Origin of the sequence: Bacillus cereus group sp. N21 (assembly GCF_016483395.1) — a bacterium.
GTDB lineage: Bacteria > Bacillota > Bacilli > Bacillales > Bacillaceae_G > Bacillus_A > Bacillus_A pseudomycoides.
Map to the genome: position 1 here is coordinate 1 of NZ_JAEHBX010000026.1, position 18623 is coordinate 18623.

Genomic DNA, 18623 nt, shown 5'->3' on the forward strand with positions numbered 1-18623 from the left:
ACCGGAACCATCTTTTAAGTGCCTAATTTTTAAAGGTCTTTTTATTAAACTGTCCATTTTATAGGGTACAGTTCAAAATTTGCTTATCTTTTTTCTACTTTCCATTCAGTATAATCCATATTAAGATATGGATCTATTTATATTGTTATAAAGAATCCACATATTCTTTCGCTTCCAGCAATGAATACCCAAATGCTTTGCGCGCTTTCTTAACTGCTGTAATTGTTTTTCCATCTTTCACAAGCTGCCGCAGTTCATTATTAATTTCGGGCTCTACCTCTCCAATTCCCATTTGTTTTGTTATTAATTCTAATCTAGTTTCCATACGCTTTAGTCTAGCATCCGTTCTTTTTTCCATTTGATTTAATTTTTCTCCAATATAAATGGCTCCAAAAACAATAAATGGTATTACAATCCAAAATTCCATATTCTCCTCTCCTTACAATCTATGTATTTCGCACCAATGTTCAATATCAAAATTTTACCATGAAATGAATTTCATATATAGTTATTACATTGATGTGAAGGAGGACATACACTATGATTCGTTACCTCAAATTTTCATTGCAATTTGTCGTCCTTTGCATTGTATTGACTTTACTATTCGATATGATTGGCTGGTTCATTTTCAAAAAAAAACAAATCGAAAATAAAACAGTTATCATCCCGCTCATTATGGCAGGATGGACTTTATACATATTTCGATACAAGACTCCCTCAAAAACACCATAATACTACTGTCCTCATCTTAAACAAATGAGGGCATTTATCTGGATCCCTTTACTTCTTAATGGATATATTACATTCTCCTTGTCTATTTATCTCAATCTGTTTTTCGTTATCAATTTCTATTTGTAACGGATGAACCGCTGCATCTAACTCTGAGAAAAACCACCGACGCCCTGATGGCCCTAATAATAAGTAGACTCCGTTTTCTCCCATAAAATGAAAACCATCACTTAACGCTTCTCCGTCTCTTACTAAAATCCCATATTCTATCAATTGGTTCCCTACTGCGAGAACTTGATCTGTCGTCATACTCATTTCACTTACATTTAATATAGAATGAACCGAAAAAGACTCATTACTTTCTGGAGATATAGTATGCCTAGAGATAAACTCTACAATATTCCCCGCAGGATCCATAAAATAGAACGAATGTGCATTTGAGCGTGAAAAATATACTTCATCCTCTCCATCTTCTACATTTAAAACGACCTTCTTTTTTGCCCATTCTTTTGCTTCAGAAAACTGATTGGACGGTATATTGAAAGCAAAATGATAAAGAGGCTTGCTATTCAAATTATTTTTTCGAAATTCTAATTCACTCTCTCCCACTTGGATGCTAAAACTCATTTCACTACTATGTAATAACTGAAAATCTAATTTATTTAAATAGAAATCTTTCATTTCTTCTAATGCGTTACTGTATAAAGTAACCCTACTTATCAACATCAAAAACTCTCCCTTCTAGTCCAGTTCTATATTCAGATCATATAATTAATGACTTATTTTTACAAATAATTGAATAAACAAGAAATTTTATTTATAATCAGAACCAGGTATTATAACTTAGTGATAAAACGAGGGGGATTTGTATGAATTCAAAAGCACGAATTACAGCTGTCGGGACTTATGTACCCAAGAAAGTTCTATCAAATGAAGATTTATCGAATCTTGTTGAAACGACAGATGAATGGATTGTGCAGCGAACCGGTATGCATGAGAGAAGAATCACTTCCTCTGATGAATTTTCTACAACTTTATGTATTCGAGCTGTTCAAAATTTAATCGACCGATTCCACGTTTCTATTGATGACGTTGATTTAATTATTGTCGCAACTGCTACACCTGATTACATGTTCCCAAATACAGCAAGTCAAGTTCAGGCTCATTTTGAAATACCTCATACAGGCGCAATTGATATTAGTGCAGCTTGCGCTGGGTTCGTGTATGGACTAATTGTTGCCAACGGCCTTATTACTTCCGGGACAAACAAAAAGATACTAGTTATCGGTGCGGAAACTCTTTCAAAAATCACAGATTATAGCGACCGTACTACTTGTATACTTTTCGGAGATGGCGCTGGTGCAGCCCTTGTAGAATATGATGAAAACAACCCTAGTTTTTTAGGAACTCATATGGGATCTAAAGGTTCTGGCGGAATCAACTTATATCAAACTTCCTTATCCAAAACAATGAATGGAACTCAATTACAAGACACACCTTACCTCGTTCAAAACGGAAGAGCTGTTTACAAATGGGCTGTAAATACAGTCCCACAAGGCGTACAAGAATTACTAGAAAAAAATCATTTAAATATATCAAATATTGATTGGTTCATTCCACATAGTGTCAATTTGAGGATGATTGAATCCATTTGTGAACGAACAGGTATTTCTCTTGATCGCACACTCATAAGTCTACAATATTGCGGAAACACCTCTGCTGCTTCTATCCCATTAGCACTTGATGTTGGGTTAAGAGATGGAAAAATCAATAATGGTGACACTTTACTTTTGTATGGATTCGGTGGAGGCCTTGTACATGCAGGACTAATTTTAAGATGGAATATATAAGTACGTAACATAAAGGCTGATGTTTTATCACATCAGCCTTACAAATCATTTATGTATCTTTCAACTCTTTATTGGGTCATTACATTTGTGGTGAAATTAATGCATTGATTTCGTCTTTGATCTAACGAAAAAGCTAACTATTCTCTCTCTCTTTATATCTTACTTTTAACATTCCGCTCCCAATCTAGTTAAATACGATACATCGCATTACATTCCTTTATTTAACATTTCATTTATTATATAGTGAATGTAACATTGAAAAAGGAGAATAATCACATGGTACTCAAAACGCTAGATATATATATAAAAATGAATCAATATCTGGTAGCTGGACTAAGCCTAGCTATTATTCGTAATGGAGAATTAGAACATGCTGAAGGCTTTGGCGCACTTGAATTGAGGACGGTTAGAAAAGTTAACGTGAATTCTATTTTCAACGCTTGTTCTATAAGTAAATTCCTCACAGCGATGCTCGTATTGAAATTAGCAGATCAAGGAATACTGGACTTAGATGAAAATGTAAATAACCGTCTTATATCCTGGAAAGTTCCTGAAAATAAATTCACTTATGATAAAAAAGTTACCTTACGAAATCTATTAAGTCATCAATCAGGAATTATTGATCCGGATGAAAGTTTTGATATATATCACCCCATCCAAGGAAAACCTGTGATTTTACAGATCCTTCAAGGTAAAACATCCTATTGCCCAGTCCCTATCGAAGTTCAATATGAGCCTGAAAGCAAGTTTCACTATTCAGACGCTGGATTTTGTATAATAGAACAACTGATAGAAGACGTTACCGGAAAATCTTTTAATCTATTATTACAAGAGTTAATATTTGGACCTTTAAATATGAATAACAGTACACTAGAATCTCCTAAACAAGAGATCACAAATGATCACTTTGCATGTGGTCACAATAAGAACGGACATGTAGTAGATGGAAAGTATCCGTTCTATCCCTATTCAGCTGCTGCAGGAATTTGGTCAACCCCAACAGATTTAGCTGCTCTAGTAATGGAAATCAGCCATTCTTTGCAAGGCAATAGTAAACTCGGACTATCATCAAAAATAATGAAAGAAATGATTTCCACACAAGGTTGCTCAAAATGGACCGGATTAGGTGTATTTCTTCACTTGGCTGGGGCGTTGGATTTCAATGCATGATTGTTGCATATCCACATAAAGGCACCGGTGCTATCATTATGACAAATTCAGACCTAGGTGTTCACCAAAATGAAGGGATTATTGGAGAAATTATTAACTTATTAGAACTATAGAAAGCTTTAGTAAGGGCTATCATTAAAAAAGCTAGCGAAAGGCTAGCTTTTTTTTAGTTCTGACATGAATATACAGAAAAGTTTTTATAGAGTTAAGTACAAAAAATTATATATCCGAAACTACACACAGTGAAGAGAACTTAAAGCGGATTCCTCATCTTTTAAAAAAAATATAGCTTTTCCCTTATTACATTCATATATAAAATCCGCAAGACTTTTACTATTGTATACATTGAAATCCCCAACAATAGCTAATTTTATGCGGTAGTTCATATATTTTTGTAATATTTCACCCGCTAGGCCAGTTCTTAAGTTAAAAAATTCCTCTGTAATATTTACTTTGTTAATCAATATTTTTTGACAATCATAGGAAAAATTGACGGATGCCATCAAGTCTAATGCTCCTTGCACATCCCTTATTACGATTTCAGAACTTTCTATAATTGCAATTTTAGAATTATCTTTTTCATGAATGCGTATTTTCACCTATATCCCCCACCTAACATTACATTTTTCATCAAATTATCATTCTTCTTTTTTTACTTTATATAATATTTTTAGCTACAATCTTTAGATGCTCAGGGGCGATGATTTCCTTTATACTTTCTTGAAGATCCTCCTGAAGCATTTCTTCAAGATGCTCCAATGATACTTCAAGAGGTGTACACTCTAACGTTTCAATATTTAATAAGGAATAATGTTCTTTTTTCTTTATGACTAAATATTGATTCTCTTCCGTTACAAGTAAAGAACCTAATCTAATTCCGAGTAAACGTTGATCATCAAATTTCATACTATATCCCTCTCTCTATTAATAGACATACTATAGAAATAAAAACAATTTTATATAAATTAATATCCATATTATAACTTTACCAAAATCTATCTCTAAATAACACGAAAATTGGTATTATTATCCTTAAAAATAAAACCTATACTACATATTTCACATGCGATATTCTTAATTCTCCATATATTGCAGCACAAAAAAACTTTCTCAACATATAAAGATCACTTTATAGTTTTCTAAATTATCAGAATACGTTATAATGAATTTAATAAAAGTTTGACCTCTCCTAATTCATGTACATATTGTTGATCGGTAGGAATTGCTACCGGTCTATTTTTTTATTCTTGTATTAAACATTGAATCTTCTTTTTGAATAACTGAAAATAAAAATTCTGCATCTCGGCCCACACCACAAAGCAGTGCTGATCCTCTTTGATGTTGCCAAGGTAAACCAATATAGTATAACCCTTGCACCCCGCTAACACCTCTTGTATGAACTGGTGATCCTGCTTGATTCATTGCAGCTTCTACTTCAATCCACTGATAATTCGGTATGAACCCTGTAGACCATACTACATTCTGAACATTGCATGCGCTATCATCTGAAAACACTACTTTATTCTGCAATGCATTTACGACCTTCGGCTTCAATGCTATTGCTCCATTACGAATAAGCTCTCTACATTCATAACCAAATATAGGATCTTTCTGCTTCTGAAACCATCTTCCCCGCCATGTGTTGATTCTAGCATATAATAGTCCTATTGTTTCCAGCCAAGCAAAAATACTCCTTCTCATTATTTTTAGTGGTAAAAAAGAAAGCGGATGACTTACAGCAATCGTAACATCACGAGATTTCGCTAGTTCTACTGCAATTTGTGTACCGGAATTCCCCCCTCCTACTACAAGGACTGATCCCTCTGGAATTTGCATTGGTGATTGGTATTGTGAAGAATGAATTTGAAAGGTATCATTGGAAAGGTTTTGTGAAATAGAAGGAATGTAAGGCCTCTGAAAAGCACCTGATGCGATAATAACTCGTTTAGATTGTAGCATTTCGTTAGGAGTAAAAACCTCAAACGCATGTCCCTTCTTTCTTATTTTGGAAACATTGATATTTAACCTCACCGGTATGGAAAAACGTTTCGCATAAGCTTCTAAATAATTTGCAATTTCATCTTTACTAGGAAATTCATTTTGATTTCCATTTAACCTCATACCTGGCAATGCACAATAATCCCTTGGTGTAAACAATTGTAAAGAATCGTACCGCTTTCTCCATGAATCACCAATCCTCTTCCCTCCATCCAATAAAACAAAGTTATAGTTTCCTTGCTGTAAGTAATATCCCATAGCTAAACCTGCTTGACCAGCTCCTACTATAATTACATCTAACATATTTCCTCCTCCTTTTTATTACAATAACATATGAATAATTGTTCATATGTTCATATGTTCATATGTTTGATTTAATATTATAGTTTTCTTTTTTACAAATCAAGGAAAACAATTCTTCTTTCTACTCAACCTATAAACCTAAAAAGCACACTATTGATGATAAGAAACTTTTTATCATCAATAGTGCGCTTTTAAATTCGATATAAGTAACAATTTAATAATTTACTTTCTTATTGAAATACCACTAGACATATACTTTTACATTCTCTTTATTTATAAACATCTGCCGCAAGCTCTTTTAAAAGGCCGATATTTGTCACTTCAAAGTACCCATTATTCTTTCTAATTACACTTTTATCACAAAGAGTATTTAATGTTCTTAATAAATGCCTGTAGCTTGTTCCTAGCAATTCCGATGTCTCAGTTAAATTCCCATTAAATATAATTCTTTGTTCATTATGAATAAGTCTTTCTCCAGTCGCAAGAATGTAACTTGCTAACCTATTCTCAAGAGGATACAGTAAATTAATCGTACTGTTTTTTGACAATCTATTTAACTTATGAGACAAAGAACCACAGATACACCTTAAAAAGGTTGCATCCTGAAGCAATCGTTCTCTCACCTTTTCTAAAGGGATTCCAATGCAATAAGAGTCTACCATCACTTGTACATTTGAAGCTGTTTTTTGCGAGTGGATTAATTCAACATCTCCCAATATTTGCAAGCTATCATAAAAACATAATAATACAGATTTCCCATTACTTAATGTGTTATAAGCCTTCGCTTTTCCTTCAACAAAGAAATACAGATAGTGAATATCTTCATTCTCCTTACAAATATGCTCATTCTTTTTAAAGAGTAATAGTTCCATATATGATTTCATATCATTGCTAAAAAATGATGCAATTTTATTCTTTTGCACATAATCATCTAACTTATGAGAATTAGATATTTTCTTCATACATCCCCCACCTTTGTAACTCATTTTAATTATAAAGAAAATTTCTTCCTTTCACTATGACATATGTCATAGTAGCTCACGATTTAATCATGATACATTACATGTAAATTTATAAAGGGGGAACGTCATTGTATAATTTACTCTCAATTATTATAGGTGCTTTCATCGCCATTATGATTCCTTTAAATGGTATCTTATCTGAAATGACAGGTAACTATACATCTAGTGTGATGATTCATATCGTTGGATTAGTTGCCATTGTCATTGTTTTACTCGTTAGCAAATCCAAACTTCACATGCAAAAAGGGATACCGCTTTATCTTTATAGTGCAGGAGCTATCGGTGTTTTCACCGTACTATTTAGTAATATAAGCTTCACAGCACTCGGTGTCTCTATTACAATCGCTTTAAGTTTACTTGGGCAATCTGTTTCATCTATTATTATCGATCATTTCGGCTTATTAGGTATGAAGGTCGTGAAATTTGAAAAGAAAAAAATGTTTGGATTACTTCTGATTTCTTCGGGAATTGTTGTAATGACTATTTTTTAATGGAGGATGGAACTATGTTATATATTTGCATTGCAATTTTAGCCGGAATTTCCATTGTAGTTGCAAGAATTATTAATGCTAACTTAGCAGCAAAGATTGGAATTTTCCAAGGAACATTTGTTAATTATATTACGGGATTGTTTTTTTCTTTTTTATTTTTACTCTTTAGCAATGAATCTCTTCACGTATCAGCTACGACATTGCACTCCATACCATTTGTAGTATATTTAGGAGGTTTAGTTGGTGTTATTGTAATTGTATTATCAAACTATATTACTCCTAAAATATCATCTTTCTATTTAACTTTATTGATTTTTGTGGGGCAATTATTTATGGGAGTTATAATTGATTTCTTCACATCAAATGATGTATCTATCGGTAAAATAATCGGAGGCTTTTTAGTATTACTTGGACTGACTTATAACTTAATACTTGATAAGACGTACGAACCTGTGAAAAATAGTCGAGTGCAGCTCTAACAACATTTAAAAAAATAGAAAAGGAATACATCCGCACGCTTACATTGGATTTATTCCTTTTTTATAAGAACTCCTCCAATTTCAACACATTAACTTTTCCTCTTCTTTCACAGAGTGTCTTCTAAAGACAAGGAATTTCAATGCAATTGACATTATCATCATTCCAATTCCGCACATAATAAACATAACATTTAGAGAAATAAATATAGACAGAATTCCAAATACAAAGAGAGATATTGTATCTGCTAAGTAAAGCAAAACTGCATTAAAACTGAACCCTCGCCCTAACATATCTTTCGGAACGAGTTTTTGTAATATGTATACCCTCGTTAGTCCCGCTAACGGTAGACCAATCCCGACTATACATACTCCAACAAAGTAAAATGAAATATTAAATGTAAATCCAAGCAAAAAGATCCCAACACCCCAGATGATAGACGCGATTGTATAAATAGTTAAATTCAAGTTTTTCCATATGAAGGGGATCATCATATTTGTAATGATTACTACGCATCCAAAGAACCCTTGAATGACACTATAAATTTCTTTACTCTCTTTTGTGAACTCTCCCAATGATAATAATAATCCAACTCTCCAAACCCATGTATTCATGATTACCGGATTATATCCTGACAGTTCTTGGATTGAAACAATTCGTTCTTCCAAAAACATTACTTTTATTCCAACATTGCATATGGGAAACTTCTTATCTCTTTTTAAAGTTGATGAGATACTGTATATTTCATTTGAACCAAAGTCAACATCTCCACAACAAAATTCTACACCCAATACTCTTTTAACTATAGACGAAATCACCCCTACTGTTACCGCTTTAGGGGATCAAGCACGCTTAACGATATTAACGGTGCTTGCTAATCATAAAGAATTATTTGCCCAAGAAATTATTAATGAAACTGGATTACACCAAAGCACTGTATCTCGGCACCTAGCTGTACTAGAAAGCGGCGATCTTCTTCATGTGAGAAAAGAAGGTAAAACAAAGTATTATTCGATTAATAAAACTACGGTTGAAAAAACAATTACCTTTTTAAATCATATAAAACGTTAATCAAAAATAGAGAAAGCTATACTTTCTCTATTTTTGATTACTCTATATTATCTATTAAAACACCACAAAAAAAGGTTGCTCTTTTTCATCTAAACTTTTTACAATTCTCTCTTTAAAATTTGACCACGTAACCATCTGTAAAGCCTCTTCAACCGTAAAGAATCCGACTTCTAAACTCTCACTACTTGTTTCTAACTTACCCCCGATCGGTTTTGCTAGCCAACAAGTCGCACAAACACCTGAACTTAGATTTTGATATATACCACAGAACTTTGTCACGCAAATATCAATCCCAGTTTCTTCTTTTATTTCTCTTACAGCAGCGTCTTGAATAGATTCCCCTTCTTCAACTTGCCCTCCTGGTTGCTCCCACCCTCTACGCGGACTACGAATTAACAGGATCTTCCCCTCATCGTTTAAAACGACTACACCCGCTGAAACATAATGTTTTGGATTACTCATAGGAACAACTTCCTTTCAATGCCTTTCATCAAAAAATAAATATCCTTTAACTATAATAATAGCTAAAGAGATATAACAGTACGACTTTATTCTAACGCCACAATAGTAAATAGAAGAGAGAATAAGCATTTACTACAATCAGCTTGTCAATGCGAATGATTTTTCGATACAGGAAATAAACTGATGAATAAATTCATCGATTTCTTCTTTTGTAATAATATAAGGGGGAAGTAAACGAATTGTATTTCCCTTTGTAACGTCTACAAGCATGCCTTTATTTAGTAATTCTAATTGTAGTTTGTTTACATTTTCATTCGTGTCGTGAATACTGATTCCAAACATCATTCCACAATGACGTACTTCTTCGATAAAAGAGGAGTTTTCCTTCTGGATTTTTTGAAGTTTTTCATTTAAATATAAGGACGTTTCATAAGACTGTTGCATTAAACCATCATCCATTAATGTTTTTAATACAGTTAATCCTAAAGCCGTACCAATTGGTGAATGTGCGAATGTTGTTCCGTGATCACCTGGTGAGAATATATCATAAAGTCGTGGACCTACTATTATTCCCCCTAAAGGTGTACCGCCTCCCGCTCCTTTACCAAATTGAATAATATCAGGTGTAATATCAAAATGCTGATAAGCAAACAATTTTCCAGTTCTCCCTATCCCACTTTGCACCTCGTCAACAATAAATAACACATTATACTGTCTGCAAAGCTCTTCAACACCTTTTAAATATTCACCCGACAAAGGATATATCCCACCACTTCCTAATACTGGCTCTAGCATAATAGCAATTGGATTTTCCTTGAGTATGGTTCTTTCTAGTTCCTCTAAATTCTCTCGTTCCACTTCATATACAGGAATAGACGTACGCGGAAAATCTTGATATACACTTTCTTGTCTTGTAAAGTGAAGAGCACCTAATGTACGTCCATGAAAACTTTCTTTAAGTACAATTACTCCATTACGTTTTTGATTTGTTATATGTCTGTACTTGTGGATTAGTTTTAAGGTTGCCTCGGTAGCCTCCGCACCAGAGGTTGTATAATAGACTTTCCCATCTTTTAAAGAATAATTGACTAATTTTTTGGCGTATTCAATAGCAACTGGGTTTAAAAAATGAAAGGGAAGATGTAAGCATCTTGTAACTTGTTCAAAGGTGGCTTTTATAATATTAGGATGATTGTAGCCTAATATATTCACTCCTACACCAGAGAATAAATCAAGATATTCTTTACCATTCACATCATAAAGCTTACAACCTTCACCCTTTTCTATAATAACCGGTATGCGGTGGTACGTAGACATTACATATTCTTTATCTAATTGAGACCAATCGGACATGCATGATTCCCCCTAGGTGTAATCCTATTATCTTTACATTTTCCAACACAAAATTTCGGTACAACTTCTGAATTGACTACACTGTCATCCAATTTACATGTTAGAAAAAATATATGAGCATAGAATTTTTGTTTACTCCCCTTTTCAAAAACCTTATATATTTCGCGAATAATAGAAAAAACGAAATACTTTTTAGTTCATACAACTATCAAAAGCTTTGTGTATTCACATAGACCTAAATGAACTGAGTAACTAGAAATGGTGTTTTTGTTAGAATTTTAAGATTTCAAATCATATTTTAATTTTATACACCATTAGAAACCTTCGCTCTTTCTAACTTGTAATGAGGTTTCTATAATCATATCTAACAGCTTACTATATGAGATTCCTGCCGCATGGGCACTTTTAGGCAACAAGCTATTTTTTGTCATCCCCGGCAATGTATTCACTTCCATCACATACGGGATTCCATCTTTTATAATTATATCCACCCTAGCATAAACACTGCATTTTAATGCTCTATAGCAGGTCATTGCAGCTTCAACAACACGTTCATATGTTGTAGCCGGAAGTTCCACAACCTCTTCAATCGTAGCGATATCATCGTATTTCGCATGATAATCAAAAAATTCAGCCGTATGTTGAATCGAAATGATTGGTAAAAGCTTTCCGTCCAAAATAGAACATGTAATTTCTTCGCCCTTTATATATTTTTCAATCACTATTTCAGAATCCCATTTGAATACATCCTCAAGAGAAGAAAGTAAAGAATCCTTATCGTATACGATCTTTACCCCTACACTGGAACCACCTGAATTTGGTTTTACTACTAACGGATATCCCATTTTATCTATTTCATCAAGCTGCAGCTCTTCCGTATTTGAAAGATGAATCCAATCTGGTGTTTGAATGCCCTCATAACGAATCATTTTTTTCGACATATTTTTATCCATACAAATACCGCTTGATAGCATGACACTTCCGGTATATGGAACACCGAGAGTTTCTAGTGTCCCTTGAATCGTACCGTCCTCCCCATATTCTCCATGAAGTGCTAACAATGCAATATCAAGATTCCTTACCTTTTCAACAAGCTCTTTTTTGTCATTTAGTTTAATAGGCACTACTTCATACTTACTCTTATCCAAATGTGCAATCATTTCTTCCCCTGTCATGAGTGACACTTGTTTTTCGGAAGACACGCCTCCCATAATAACGCCAACTCTCATTGTTCCAACTCCTAATTTTCATTTTTTAAGGTATCACCAATTATCTTAATCCCATTGAGAATATCTTCCTCTTTTAACCGAGAGAATCCTAATCGAAACGTATTACTTCCCTTTCCATCCGTGTAAAAGACATCTCCAGGAGAAAAAACAACTCCCTTTTGATAACATTTTTTCAAAAGTATACGTGCATTTATTCCTTTTTCTAACTCTATAAAAAGATGAAGTCCGCCATCTCCAGTCATTCTTTTAAATGGAATGTATTCATTACAAGAATTAAGGGCTAGTTCATATTTTTTCTTATAAATTGACTTGGCCTTTTTTAAATATTTTTCGAAATAGCCATCATGTAAATATTGATACAGTACTGCCTGATCCAATGTGGACGTATGAATATTTCGTGCCCTTTTCATACTTTCCAAGTAGTGGATTAATTTCTTATCCGCTAAAATCCAACCAACACGTAAGCCCGGAAAAAGAACTTTTGAAAAACTGCTAATATAGATAACATTGTTCCCGGGTCCGGAAAAAGTCAATAACGGCGCTAAATGTGAACCTGAATAACGTAATTCCTCATTAAATCCATCCTCTACAATTGGAATTTGATATTTTGAAAAAAGTTTCATAATTTTAGACCTTTTTTCAGAGGAGGTGACAATCCCGGTAGGGTTATGGTAGGACGGAATTAGATATGCAAAATCAAAATCTGTTTCGGACAAGCTTTTCTCAACTTGACAAATATCGATACCATCATCCTTCATCTCCATCCCGTGGATTTCATATCCATGTAATCGAAAAAGCTTTAATGCAGTATGATGGGTAGGGTTTTCACAAATAATACGCCCGGATTTTTTAGCTAAAGAAGACAATAAAATATCCAGACCCTCAGTGAAGCCATTCGTGATAAGAATATCTTTATTGGAAATGTCTACTCCTTTCATTTCCATATAATGAAGAAGGTAATGAATTAGGGGTCTATAACCTTTGGCATATCCGTAGTTCAAAATGATATCACCTTCATTGGATAACCTCGTCAAAAAAGCCCTTTTAAAATTTTCAACATCAAAAAGTTTTTCATCCGGGGCAATGCTATTGAATGAAATCATGCCTTTTTCCCAGCGAACACCGTGCTTCATTAAATCCAATTCATCAGCTTGCAAGGTAACTTTATTGAGCTTTTCTTTCCAGTTTAGTTCAATAGATGGTGTTTGGGATGCATCGACCTTCCCTACAAAATTTCCTTTTCCCTTTATCGCATAGATTAGGCCTTCTTGTTCTAAATCTGCGTAAGCAGTGAGAACAGTAGTTCTACTAATCGATAATAATTTGCTTAATTCTCGGGTAGATGGGAGCTTCTGATGCTCCAATAGTTGACCTTTCATAATCATTTTTTTCAAATGATCCTTCAATTGGATATACACCGGACGATTGTCTACAAACTTAAAATCATTAAACACTTCCTTGCCCCCTTACTAACATTTTTACATAATTACATCTATCTCAAAAGGTCCACCACATGTGTATTTTCTTTCACTAGTGGTATGGTTTAAAACACCATTCATACAGCTTTTTTACAAACATCATGACTTTATTTTACATCTACACCTATTTTTATTAACCTACAATCTCACAAAATTTAAAGTTATAGATAAAATTGGTTCTGTAATTCATGATTACAGAATGCAAAACAAATTATTTATAAAGTGAAACTTTAATCAGAGGGTTTTTCTTCATCCCCCTCTGACTATTAGCCCTCACCAATCGGGCTTTTACGGACAGTTGATCCCCCGCCTAACTTCTTTGCTTTTGCTGAAGTTTGAGTTGAGATTCTTACTGCCCACGAATAGCGGAATAAATGCAAGGAAGAAATCTTTTTCTCCTCTTCCTCTCAAATCAAAACAGCATCTTTTATTTGTTGGCGTTGGAACCAGATAAGACTTTCGTTTTCTACCTTCTGATGTCCAGCTTACAAGAATTGATCTCTCACAAGATTTGTTAAACAAAGCAAAAATACATGAAAAACCTATTACACTTCTACCAATGAATGCAGAGCAATTACAATTCCCTAATGAATCTTTTGATGTAGTATCTCTGAGTCTCATTTTTTGGTATAGTAGTTCAGCTAATATGTGTTGTAAAAATTTTAATTCTGAATATTCAAAATAAAAAAACAAAGATTTTATCTTTCCAAAGTTATGTATAATAATTTAGCTCATTTTTTTCGTTTTGGGGAACAATGAATTTCTTAGCTTGATGGCAATGGGGTCCCGCCAACCAAATGACATAAAACCTACGCTAAGACATTTTTTGGAAGATGTAATTTTAGTTTTCCTACTCTAAGGATAATTTTATTTTTTCTTTGAGATCTCCCTCTGTAGATCGATTCCTCTATAAGATAAAGTTAAGTTCATAAACAATTATAATAAATCAGTTTTGTTATAATTATTAAAAAAAAAGCTCAAGGGCAAGTCATCCAGCTTTTTTGTGAATTTGAAATTAAGTCATGATATTTCTAAAAAAGATACGATGCTTTATGCCATTAGTTTGAAGGATCAATACTAATGATCTATTTTTATCTAAGGCTATGTTAAACAATTATAATGAAAAAGCAAGTGATCTCAATTATTAGGTCACTTGCTTTAACTTTCATCTTGAATATGACATTAATTAATCTGTTACTTGGTTAACCTTTGCTTTTGGTATTGCTGTTTTTTTAGGCATAAAGCATGCAAATATTAACGCTACAATAGATAAAACTAACATAAAGGTATAAGCATCATTTGAGCCCAAGATAGAAGCTAATTTCTCTAGTTGGATAGCTGTAATAGTTCCATTTTTCATAGATAGCACAGAGGCATGTGAACCCAATTCTCTTGGTAAAGCATTCAACCCTGCTGTATTTAAAGGCATAGAATTGAACTACCTCTACACGAGCTTGAGGTAGATGGGGGATTCTCCTGTTTCTGCCCTAGCAAAAACAGTTCCCCTCGTTCAACAAAAAGGATACAACGATATAGAAGTTCAGTAGTGTCCTTATGTAAGACGACCCATTCTATCTTCCAACGAAAGGAAAACACAACAGGTACAGCTACTTTTTCTTATATCGAGAGTAGAATACCTTGTCATGTATCCAGTTCCTAGACTTGTTATCTGCTCTGGTAATAAGCGTAAGAGACTGGGACAAAGCGTCCTTTTTTATCGTGCAAGTAGCTTTGCTAGTTTTTTTTTTCACTTTCAAACAAGTGTAACCGTTCGATTTGTAAGGCTTTTTTCGGCTGATCTACATCGTATAGCTGATAGAAATGATGCGTGCGAATATCCAATCGATTATTCAGTTGATGCCAATGACTCCAGTGGTGCGCCTCTTTCTTTGGAATATACGGCTGCAGCACTTGGGGCACTTTTTCTTTATACCCTAGCCCTCTGCGTCCAATCGTAAAAGCAACGGATTGATGAATAGAGATACCGAGTTTCCGCATATATTTCATCTTTCCTGAGATCGAAGTGTAAGTGGGATTCACTTGAAAGACAGCAACGCCCCTTTTATCTGCACGACCCAGAATTGCACTTGTCATCTTCTCATACGCAAACATACTCTTCATTCGATTCGCTCTCTTATTCCCGTAGCGATCCCCTGTTTTCGATTGAGTCGCATCTAATTTCTCTAGTACAATTGGTTTGTTATATCGCTCCGCTAAATCCACTAAGCGAATGGCTTCCGCCTCAATTATCTTTGTGATTCGGCCGGTGGATTTACCTAGAATTGAAAAACGGAGGGAACCACTTCCTTTGTAATTCCCATCCTTCGTTACATTTGCCCAAGCAAAATGTTCGAGATTGCAATCCACACCAATTGCGCCATCTGATGTACTATAATTCGTATGAGAATTTCCCGGCACATCGACTAAACATTTCACAATGTAATACTCCCCATGATCTTCCACAGACCACGCAATCGGTTTGCCATGTTTTTTCTTATTCTTACACTGTAATTGGGTTGTGATTACTTCTTCCATGATTTCTTGTCCATACGGGAATGTAACAGATGGAAACGTAAGTGTTTTCCCAGAACTTGTCGTCATCCATAATTCCTTTGTCCCAGGCACGTACTGAAACGAAAAATTCCCATGTTTGGCATCTTTACGGCCAGATAATATAAGTTGTTTATTTCGAGCACGAGAAAATAATGTTTTCCATTTATCATGGTTACGTACAAACTCATCGATTGTAAATTGGGAGCGAAACAGTTTTTTGCTTCCAAATACTGCGCTTGGAATATTCGTTTGATAGGATGAAAGTTTTTGCGTCAAACGGTATTGCCGGTGGGTTAAAAGGCCGATTTTTGCCTGAATCCTTTTAATTTGAACATCTAAGTACTGGTACTCAAACAGATATTCACTCAGCCAAATTAAGGTGTCTTTTTTACGAGATAAGGAGATGAGGTTGTTGTGCTTCGCGAAGCGGGTGTTTTTCGGGAACGTCAGCTTTCCCTTCACACAACTTTGTTTGATTTTACGAAGATTTGTTAGTTTTGTCCGTTCTTGTTTCAATTTTTTCTTGAGTTTCTTTAGCTTCTCTTGTGTTTGTTTCTCATATATTTTTTGTAACTCCATTAAACCAGTAAACAACGCCTTTGCTTCTTGCATCGCACTGTTTGCATAGTAATCATTCAATTGATAGTTTCGCTTGAGAACAAGATGAAGACTGTCTGTATGCATCTTACGGTTCCACCGTTTTTCCCGGACGATTGTTTGAAATGCAAAGCGTTTCGCCCGATTAAATGTTTCGATTGTCTGTGTTAATGCATCTACCATCTCATGTGGTAAATCCGTCTTATAGATCCGTTTCGAAAAATACGCTTTCTTCACCTGTTCTCACCTCATTTTGTTTGATAAAATCATTATACAACAAAACAAACATACGTTCTATTAAAAAGAGACATTTTCTTTAAAAAAGACAAAACCGATTCATCCCCCACCTTCACTTCGTTTAGAGGAGGGGGTCTTCTCGGTTAAAATGATAAAACAATTAATTGCCAAAAATATTAATTGTTTAGATGCCATCTTGCCAGAAAATCAAGAACGCTTGCCAAGTGGATAATGGAAAATGATTCAAGATTGATGAATTTTTAAATGCAGCCAAAAAGTGGAAGGAAGAATATGAGAAGTTGAGAAATATCGTTCTTGACTGTGAGCTAACCGAAGAATTTAAATGGATGCATCCTTATTACACGTTTGAGAAAAAAAACATAGTTTTAATACATGGATTTAAAGAATATTGTGCGCTTCTGTTTCACAAAGGTGCCTTGTTACAGGATGCCCATGGGATTCTAATCCAACAAACGGAGAATGCACAGACGGCGCGCCAGATTCGGTTCACCAATGTTCAAGAAATAATTGAAATGGAAACCATCTTGAAAGCCCATATTTATGAAGCCATTGAAGTTGAAAAAGCTGGTTTAGTTGAACCAGCCAATCTAAAAAAGTCGGTTCCTTAGCGTACAGGAATTACAACGACAACATCTTCATTATTTTTCGTAAAAAAAGACCTGATTTCTCAGGCCTTATCGCTTTGACACAAGTTACATCGTACTATCGTCTGGACAAAATTCACCTCTAGCTATCCAATGATTATTTTTACATACAAACGTACGGTCACCAGAACAAACTTTTTCCCCTTCATTACTACAATATTTCCCCTCTACCGGGTGCGTGTGATCGGTATTTCTTTGCTTTTCATTGTTCATGTTTTATCACCTCCTGATAACTATTTTCTTCTTAATTTGTGGGTGTATTAAGGAAATAAATGTCACTTTTTTTCAGGAGCGGAATCGTTTGGATCCTGATGAAAAGATTGGTAAACCGGCTCGCAAAAGGGCGGGCGGTATCATCTATCCATCCCGCTCTAAAAATCAGTGTCGGAGAATAAGCCTCAATAGGCCTACTTTTAAAAATGATGCAGCTTTCTTTTGCTTTCTCAATCCATTAGACTCATAGACAACACCCAAAACATCAAAGACTGTTTTCTTCTCATATCGATGAGATTTCCGTCCATTCTTCTGTAGGAGGTGGAACATGCGGATTTCTTGGGTGTTTTGTTGGTCTTCGTCATGCTTCACGAACCTTGAAAGGCATTGAAACCGTTCACGCTTTATATAAACAAAACCGAAATCTGAACCCTGATTTCGGTTTTTCGGCGTATGATCAATTGCGAAATTTATTTGCAATTACATAAAATAAAGAGCTTTTGGATGATTTCCTCTATTCTTTAATAAACTTTGCAACAGAACCCTACATGGAATATTACAACTTAATGTATATTCGTATCGAGTTATTAGGAACATCTAATGTTGTTTCACAAGTGAAAGGAAATTGAAAAAAAACTGAAACTTTTCTCATTAAAATTCAATCTTACTTAAAAAATGAAAGGAAATTGAAATTTTCCAAAAGAAATTCTTTGTTAAAATAAAAA

General features: G+C 34.4%; 19 protein-coding genes and 4 pseudogenes. 9 read left to right on the forward strand and 14 right to left on the reverse strand.

The features are described from left to right. Positions 1-145: 145 nt before the first annotated feature. Positions 146-427 carry a hypothetical protein gene (locus JDS96_RS15650; protein WP_199667315.1) on the reverse strand — a complete coding sequence of 94 codons (282 nt, stop codon included), beginning with the start codon at positions 425-427 and terminating at the stop codon, positions 146-148. 113 nt (positions 428-540) lie between these two features. Between JDS96_RS15650 and JDS96_RS15655 the strand changes: the two genes are divergently transcribed. Beyond that, a complete protein-coding gene (locus tag JDS96_RS15655; protein ID WP_199667316.1) occupies positions 541-732 on the forward strand; it encodes a hypothetical protein in 192 nt (63 codons plus the stop codon). A gap of 48 nt (positions 733-780) precedes the next feature. Here JDS96_RS15655 and JDS96_RS15660 read toward each other — a convergent pair whose 3' ends face one another. Beyond that, positions 781-1455, reverse strand: a complete 675-nt coding sequence (locus tag JDS96_RS15660; protein WP_199667317.1) for a VOC family protein — start codon at positions 1453-1455, stop codon at positions 781-783. 143 nt (positions 1456-1598) lie between these two features. Between JDS96_RS15660 and JDS96_RS15665 the strand changes: the two genes are divergently transcribed. Then, entirely contained in the window at positions 1599-2579 is a 981-nt protein-coding gene (locus JDS96_RS15665; RefSeq protein WP_199667318.1) for a ketoacyl-ACP synthase III, read from the forward strand. A 276-nt stretch (positions 2580-2855) separates the two neighbouring features. Continuing rightward, a pseudogene (locus JDS96_RS15670) lies at positions 2856-3862 on the forward strand (serine hydrolase domain-containing protein). Between the two features lie 120 nt (positions 3863-3982). On the opposite strand, the gene JDS96_RS15675 reads toward JDS96_RS15670, so the two are convergent. The 4 genes from JDS96_RS15675 to yeiL form a co-directional block, all read right to left on the reverse strand. Next, a complete protein-coding gene (locus JDS96_RS15675) occupies positions 3983-4348 on the reverse strand; it encodes a DUF4180 domain-containing protein (RefSeq protein ID WP_199667319.1) in 366 nt (121 codons plus the stop codon). Positions 4349-4406: 58 nt separating this feature from the next. Beyond that, entirely contained in the window at positions 4407-4655 is a 249-nt protein-coding gene (locus JDS96_RS15680; protein ID WP_199667320.1) for a hypothetical protein, read from the reverse strand. A 327-nt stretch (positions 4656-4982) separates the two neighbouring features. Beyond that, positions 4983-6050, reverse strand: coding sequence for a flavin-containing monooxygenase (locus JDS96_RS15685; RefSeq protein WP_199667321.1), 1068 nt, complete (start codon positions 6048-6050; stop codon positions 4983-4985). 269 nt (positions 6051-6319) lie between these two features. Next, on the reverse strand, positions 6320-7012 hold the full coding sequence (yeiL, locus tag JDS96_RS15690) for a transcriptional regulator YeiL (RefSeq protein ID WP_199667322.1): 693 nt from the start codon (positions 7010-7012) through the stop codon (positions 6320-6322). Positions 7013-7140: 128 nt separating this feature from the next. Between yeiL and JDS96_RS15695 the strand changes: the two genes are divergently transcribed. Together JDS96_RS15695 and JDS96_RS15700 are read left to right on the forward strand one after the other, a co-directional pair. Then, positions 7141-7563 carry a DMT family transporter gene (locus JDS96_RS15695; RefSeq protein WP_003198769.1) on the forward strand — a complete coding sequence of 141 codons (423 nt, stop codon included), beginning with the start codon at positions 7141-7143 and terminating at the stop codon, positions 7561-7563. Between the two features lie 14 nt (positions 7564-7577). Further along, on the forward strand, positions 7578-8042 hold the full coding sequence (locus JDS96_RS15700) for a DMT family transporter (RefSeq protein WP_018781811.1): 465 nt from the start codon (positions 7578-7580) through the stop codon (positions 8040-8042). 81 nt (positions 8043-8123) lie between these two features. Here JDS96_RS15700 and JDS96_RS15705 read toward each other — a convergent pair whose 3' ends face one another. Beyond that, on the reverse strand, positions 8124-8654 hold the full coding sequence (locus JDS96_RS15705; protein ID WP_199667323.1) for an MFS transporter: 531 nt from the start codon (positions 8652-8654) through the stop codon (positions 8124-8126). On the opposite strand from JDS96_RS15705, the gene JDS96_RS15710 reads away from it, so the two are divergent. Continuing rightward, positions 8653-9111, forward strand: a complete 459-nt coding sequence (locus JDS96_RS15710; protein WP_199667324.1) for an ArsR/SmtB family transcription factor — start codon at positions 8653-8655, stop codon at positions 9109-9111. The genes JDS96_RS15705 and JDS96_RS15710 overlap by 2 nt on opposite strands. A 54-nt stretch (positions 9112-9165) precedes the next feature. Here JDS96_RS15710 and JDS96_RS15715 read toward each other — a convergent pair whose 3' ends face one another. The 4 genes from JDS96_RS15715 to pdxR form a co-directional block, all read right to left on the reverse strand. Next, positions 9166-9573 carry an NUDIX hydrolase gene (locus JDS96_RS15715; protein ID WP_199667325.1) on the reverse strand — a complete coding sequence of 136 codons (408 nt, stop codon included), beginning with the start codon at positions 9571-9573 and terminating at the stop codon, positions 9166-9168. Between the two features lie 138 nt (positions 9574-9711). Beyond that, a complete protein-coding gene (locus JDS96_RS15720; RefSeq protein WP_199667326.1) occupies positions 9712-10926 on the reverse strand; it encodes an aspartate aminotransferase family protein in 1215 nt (404 codons plus the stop codon). 314 nt (positions 10927-11240) lie between these two features. Continuing rightward, a complete protein-coding gene (locus tag JDS96_RS15725) occupies positions 11241-12155 on the reverse strand; it encodes a D-alanine--D-alanine ligase (protein ID WP_006095236.1) in 915 nt (304 codons plus the stop codon). A gap of 11 nt (positions 12156-12166) precedes the next feature. Beyond that, positions 12167-13609, reverse strand: coding sequence for a MocR-like pyridoxine biosynthesis transcription factor PdxR (pdxR, locus tag JDS96_RS15730; protein ID WP_199667327.1), 1443 nt, complete (start codon positions 13607-13609; stop codon positions 12167-12169). A 517-nt stretch (positions 13610-14126) separates the two neighbouring features. Between pdxR and JDS96_RS32110 the strand changes: the two genes are divergently transcribed. Continuing rightward, the gene (locus tag JDS96_RS32110) at positions 14127-14318 is read left to right on the forward strand and encodes a methyltransferase domain-containing protein (RefSeq protein ID WP_307838190.1); all 192 of its coding nucleotides are present in this window, start codon (positions 14127-14129) and stop codon (positions 14316-14318) included. A gap of 501 nt (positions 14319-14819) precedes the next feature. Here the strand turns inward: JDS96_RS32110 and JDS96_RS15740 are convergent. Further along, positions 14820-15071, reverse strand: a pseudogene (locus tag JDS96_RS15740) (MFS transporter); the annotation flags it as partial. Between the two features lie 296 nt (positions 15072-15367). Then, positions 15368-17020 (reverse strand): IS200/IS605 family accessory protein TnpB-related protein, encoded by a 1653-nt coding sequence (locus JDS96_RS15745; RefSeq protein WP_199667329.1) that lies wholly within the window; start codon positions 17018-17020, stop codon positions 15368-15370. Positions 17021-17268: 248 nt separating this feature from the next. On the opposite strand from JDS96_RS15745, the pseudogene JDS96_RS15750 reads away from it, so the two are divergent. Next, positions 17269-17628 (forward strand): annotated as a pseudogene (locus JDS96_RS15750) (DUF1801 domain-containing protein); the annotation flags it as partial. Between the two features lie 105 nt (positions 17629-17733). Here the strand turns inward: JDS96_RS15750 and JDS96_RS15755 are convergent. Further along, positions 17734-17898 (reverse strand): hypothetical protein, encoded by a 165-nt coding sequence (locus JDS96_RS15755; RefSeq protein WP_003207814.1) that lies wholly within the window; start codon positions 17896-17898, stop codon positions 17734-17736. A 347-nt stretch (positions 17899-18245) separates the two neighbouring features. Between JDS96_RS15755 and JDS96_RS32115 the strand changes: the two are divergent. Continuing rightward, positions 18246-18386 (forward strand): annotated as a pseudogene (locus JDS96_RS32115) (IS6 family transposase); the annotation flags it as partial. Positions 18387-18623 lie beyond the last annotated feature (237 nt).